Source organism: Empedobacter sp. GD03865, assembly GCF_029840775.1.
GTDB classification, from domain to species: Bacteria; Bacteroidota; Bacteroidia; order Flavobacteriales; family Weeksellaceae; genus Empedobacter; species Empedobacter falsenii_B.
Genome location: NZ_JAOCDF010000061.1, coordinates 1 through 3810 on the forward strand (window position 1 = coordinate 1; position 3810 = coordinate 3810).

At 24.6% G+C, this 3810-nt stretch carries 3 protein-coding genes and 1 pseudogene; 2 read left to right on the forward strand and 2 right to left on the reverse strand.

Going from position 1 to position 3810, the window contains the following annotated elements; translation table 11 throughout:
* The first annotated feature begins 58 nt into the window (after positions 1-58).
* Positions 59-1477: an exopolysaccharide biosynthesis polyprenyl glycosylphosphotransferase gene (locus tag N5D46_RS14480; RefSeq protein ID WP_280050425.1), complete on the forward strand. Its 1419-nt coding sequence runs from the start codon at positions 59-61 to the stop codon at positions 1475-1477.
* Here N5D46_RS14480 and N5D46_RS14485 read toward each other — a convergent pair.
* Positions 1474-2556 (reverse strand): glycosyltransferase, encoded by a 1083-nt coding sequence (locus N5D46_RS14485; protein WP_280050426.1) that lies wholly within the window; start codon positions 2554-2556, stop codon positions 1474-1476. The genes N5D46_RS14480 and N5D46_RS14485 overlap by 4 nt on opposite strands.
* A gap of 37 nt (positions 2557-2593) precedes the next feature.
* Here N5D46_RS14485 and N5D46_RS14490 point away from each other — a divergent pair, with 37 nt between their 5' ends.
* The gene (locus N5D46_RS14490) at positions 2594-3589 is read left to right on the forward strand and encodes an NAD(P)-dependent oxidoreductase (protein WP_280050427.1); all 996 of its coding nucleotides are present in this window, start codon (positions 2594-2596) and stop codon (positions 3587-3589) included.
* A gap of 23 nt (positions 3590-3612) precedes the next feature.
* Here N5D46_RS14490 and N5D46_RS14495 read toward each other — a convergent pair.
* Positions 3613-3810: pseudogene (locus N5D46_RS14495) on the reverse strand (glycosyltransferase); the annotation flags it as partial.

Sequence of the window (3810 nt, forward strand, 5' to 3'; positions counted from 1 at the left end):
CTACTTTTAAGTGTTCTTAACAAGGGGAAGATTACAATAGCTTATTTAACTTATACTAATGAAAACCAAATTATTAAAAAAAATTTATACATTATTAGTCTTTTTTGACTATGGATTATTAAGTTTCTTGTTCTTTTATTTTTTAAGATTGAAATATAAATATATTAATAATGTTACTTTGAAAATTGAATCATGGACAATAGAAGATTTATTAATAACTCATTTCAAAGTTTTTATTTTAATCTTATTAGCTTGGGGGTGGTTAGCTAGTAAAACAAAATTTTATAAAGAAATATCTTCAAAAAATTTTGGTAAATATAAAAGGTATTTAAATCAGGTAAGTATATTTTCAATTATAGTTTATGCTATTTCAGGAATAAAAGAAGAACCTTTATTTTCGAATAGAATGACTTTAGATTTTTTGTTATATTTTTTTATTTTTTCATTTATTTTTCGATTTTTCATTATTTCTGTTTATAATTATCTTTTAAAAAATGGATATTATGTATCTAATGTCTGTATACTAGGAATTAATAATAATACTGAGGTTTTTATGGAGACTATAAACTCTAAGTTAGGTCAAAATTTTAAAGGGTTGATTTCTAGAAAAAAATATACAAATATTTTGTATCCATCATTTGAAATAGATTCAATTGATTTTGATGATTTTATAAAAATAAATAGTATTGATACAATTTATTTATCGCAAATGTCAGATTTAGGGGATACAATGATTGATCAACTTATTTTATATTGTCAAAAGAATCATCTTAGTTTTTTTTTAATTCCTAACTCTAAATATGGAAATGTAACAAGATTAGAAATAAAATACCTTGATACACTACCTGTGCTAAAAGTAAGAATGTTTCCTTTAGATTTATCCTATAATCAATTAATTAAGAATATACTAGATAAAACATTTTCACTACTTTTCTGTATTGTATTTCTAAGTTGGTTATTTCCTTTGATAAGTATCTTAATTTTATTAGACTCTAAAGGGTCAGTTATTTTTAAACAAAAAAGAAATGGATTAAATGGAAAAGAGTTTGATTGTTATAAATTTAGAACAATGAGGACAACAGGAACAAACTCTATAATAGAAACAAAAAGAAATGATAATAGAGTAACTAAAATGGGTAAATTTCTAAGAAGAACAAGCTTGGATGAAATTCCTCAATTTATAAATGTTTTAAAAGGAGACATGTCTGTGGTAGGACCTAGACCACATATGATTGTTCAAGATACATACTATAAAGAAGTTATTGAAAAATATTATTTAAGACATTATGTAAAACCAGGTATTACTGGATTAGCACAAATTAGAGGTTATAGAGGTGCAATTGATTCTGATGAAGATATGGAAAAAAGAATCTCAGCAGATGCATTCTACGTTAGAAATTGGACTTTATATCTTGATATAAAAATTATTGTGCAAACAGGTTTATTAATGATTAAAGGAGATGATAACGCAATTTAATCTTTTAAGGAATCAATATAATACTTAATTAATTTATCTAAATTTTTTTCTTGATTAAATAAATCTTTTACTCTTTTGTAAGAAGCTTCCCCCATTTCTTCTTTTGATAATATTGTTTTTTTGATAGAGTTATTAAATTGATCAATTGTGGAACAAATATACCCATTTACACCTTCTTTAACTGTAATTAAGTTACTTTCAATATTATTTGTTATTATAGGCTTTTTTAAAGCCATTGCTTCAAGAATATTGAAAGGAAGTCCTTCCCATAAGGAAGTAGATAGGAATATATCAAAGGAATTAAGAATATCTATACATTCATCATATTTTTTCCATCCAGTAATAGAAATATTAGGAGAATTTAGTTCATGTTTTAAATCACCATCTCCAATCCAAAAGAACTCATAATTAGGGAATTCTTTTGCTATTAAATTAAATAATCTTGGATTCTTTTGAATAGAAATTCGTCCAGAATTACCTATTCTAATCTTAGAGCTTTTATTAGAATTAAAACTCTTATTATCAAAATAAGAAAGGTTAACACCATTTAAAATCAGACAAGCACGATTATTATCAATTTTAGAAGCAATTCTAAATTCATGATCCCCACAAGCAATTATTTGTACAGGGAAAAAAAATTGAGAGAATTTTTCTATTTGGTAGAAAAGTTTTTGTTTAAATTCAGATATATCCTCTCTTAAAAAAGAGTATCCATGAGGAGTATAAAAAACTTTGTTTTTTAAACGAAAAGCAGCTAGTCTCCCTAAAACTCCTGCTTTGGATGAATGTATATGAATTAAATCTGGAGCTATTTCTTTTATTTTTTTTCTTATATTAAAGATTGATTTTAAATCTTCTTTTGGAGAAATTTCACGTTTCATGGAAATTTGATGAAAAAAAATTTTAGACGAAAAATCACTTGAAATTTGATCAAATTTAGTTTCTCCTCTATCTCCACTATATATAATATGAATTTCAAAACGTTCATCATTTTCTAAATAATTACATATTTGTTTGATATATGTATATACTCCACTTACAAATGTTTCTGAAATATGTAATAATTTAATTTTTTCCATAGCGCAAATATAGTAATTTTGACAATAAACTTAATAAATGAAAACAGCTTTCGTTTTTGGAGGATCAGGCTATATAGCCTTTTTTTTAATTAATAAATTAATTGAAGAACATAAGTTTGATAAAATTATTTTATTTGATATAAAAAAACCTCTATATTTTAATTCAACTTTACATAATAGTGTTGAATATATATATTGTGATGTTAGAAATAAGATAGAGTATTTAATAGATTTCAACATAAATACAGAAGAATCATGGATTTATAATTTTGCAGCAATACACAGAGAACCAGGCCATGATAGGAAAGAATATTTTGATACTAATATTAATGGTGCTGAAAATATAAATGAGTTTGCAGAAAGATTGAATGTTAAGAATATATTTTTTACAAGTAGTATTGCACCTTATGGAAAATCTAAAAATGTTTGTACAGAAGAGTCGATGATTTATGCTGAAACTCCTTACGGAATTTCTAAAGGTTTAGCTGAAAAAATTCATCAAATTTGGTTAGCAAAATCTATTGATAGGAGATTAATTATAGTAAGACCGAGTGTTATTTATGGACCTCATGATCCAGGAAATATATATAGAACAATAAAGGCCCTTAAGAAAGGTGCATTTATGCTTCCAAATGGAGGTAATATTATTAAAGCATACGGTTATGTATTTGGTTTAATTGAAAGTATTTTGTTTACTATGAATCAAAATGAGAGATTAATTATTTATAATTATGCTGAAAATCCTATTCATAATTTAAAAGAGATGATAGAGATAATAAAAAAAGAATTAGGTTATAAGAAACCAACGTTTAGTATCCCTGTTAGTTTTTTAGTTATTGTTGCGGGAATACTACAAATTGGATTTAAGATGATTGGAAAAAAATCAGATATACATCCTGTAAGAGTAAAAAAAGCTGCATTTCCTACTAATATAAAACCAAATTATTTGATAGATAAAGGATTTAAATTCAATTACGGACTTAAAGAGTCTTTAAGACATTGGAAAAGTATAGCTCCTAAAGATTTTGATTAATCGAAATAAAAGAAACGAATATATTATAATATATTCGTTTCTTTTATAATATATAGGGGTCTATCTAATACATTATTATTTATTCTACTGATATATTCACCAATAATTCCGACAGAAACTAATTGAACACTTCCTATAAACATAGAGCTAATAATTAATGATGTCCATCCTGTAATTGTTTCTTTTAGAATAAAATGAGAAAAAATTGCATATAAGATAAT

What these genes read in the sequence shown, in the direction of transcription:
- N5D46_RS14480 (WP_280050425.1), top strand. Translation starts at nt 59, where the DNA reads ATGAAAACCAAATTATTAAAAAAAATTTATACATTATTAGTCTTTTTT.
- N5D46_RS14485 (WP_280050426.1), bottom strand. Translation starts at nt 2,556, where the DNA reads ATGGAAAAAATTAAATTATTACATATTTCAGAAACATTTGTAAGTGGA.
- N5D46_RS14490 (WP_280050427.1), top strand. Translation starts at nt 2,594, where the DNA reads ATGAAAACAGCTTTCGTTTTTGGAGGATCAGGCTATATAGCCTTTTTT.